The sequence below is a fragment of the Mycobacterium sp. GA-1199 genome, assembly GCF_001500045.1.
Taxonomy (GTDB): domain Bacteria; phylum Actinomycetota; class Actinomycetes; order Mycobacteriales; family Mycobacteriaceae; genus Mycobacterium.
In genome coordinates, this window is the sequence record NZ_LQIX01000044.1 from 1 (window position 1) to 1,155 (window position 1,155).

Below are 1,155 nucleotides of genomic sequence, written 5' to 3' on the forward strand. Positions count from 1 at the left end.
CGCGTTGCGTGCCGCCTTCGACGAGGCGGCCGCCTGTGATGTCGACTTGTTGACCCGCCCCGATCTCGTGGCGGCCCTTGATGAGCTCGAAGCTCTGGGCTGCCAGTTGCCCGCGATGCGCCACCGCTTGCTGGCCCGCCTGCAGGTCGAGGCCACGGCCCAACAGATGGGTGCCAAATCGTGGAAAGAGGTGTTGCGGGTCCGCTGGCGGATCTCGACCAGCGAGGCCAACCGGCGCCTGAGCGAGGCGGCCCTGCTGGCGCCGCGTCAGGCGGTGACCGGGCCCTCGCTGCCACCGGCGTTGCCCGCGACCGCTGTCGCGCAAGCTCATGGACTGATCAACGACGAACATGTCGACGTCATCCGCAAGGCCGTGGACCGGTTGCCCGGATTCGTCGACGTGGGCACCCGCGAGCAGTTCGAGGTCGACCTGGTGCGCACCGCGGTCGGTGTCGGTCCCAAGGAACTCAAGGACAGCGCCGATCTGACGCTGTTCTTGCTCGATCAGGACGGACCCGAGCCCGATGAGGTCGAGCGCGCCCGCAAACGCGGGCTCACCAAGGCAAAACAGCGCGCCGACGCGATGATCGGGATTTCTGGGACGCTGACACCTGAAGCGTGGGCGGTGTGGGAAGTGATTTTCGCCAAGTACGCCGCACCAGGGATGTGCAATCCCGACGATCCCGAGCCCTGCACATCGGGCACTCCGACCCAGGCTCAGATCGACAACGACCACCGCAGCCTGGCCCAGCGCCAACACGACGCGATGATCGCCGTCGGGCGCATCGCCTTGATGAGCGGTGAGCTGGGTCAGCTCAACGGGCTGCCGGTCTCGCTCATCATCCGCACCACCCTGCGCGAACTCGAGTCACGGGCCGGGGTCGGCACCACCGGCGGGGGCACGCTCATGCCGATCGCCGATGTGATCCGGCTGGCCGGCCACGCCAACCACTACCTGGCGGTCTTCGACGACGCGACCGGATCAGCCCTGGATCTGTTCCGCGCCAAGCGCATCGCCACCCCCGCACAGCGGATCATGCTCATCGCGCGCGACGGCGGCTGCACCAAGCCGTGCTGCACTGTCGGCGCCTACGGCTGCCAAGTGCATCACGTGAAAGCCGACTGGTCCAAAGGCGGAAACACCAACGTCGACGA

General features: G+C 67.4%; 1 protein-coding gene. It reads left to right on the top strand.

Annotated elements, in window-relative coordinates:
- A partial coding sequence (locus AU198_RS19580; protein WP_156431682.1) for an HNH endonuclease signature motif containing protein occupies nucleotides 1–1,155 on the top strand: 1,155 nt, incomplete at both ends.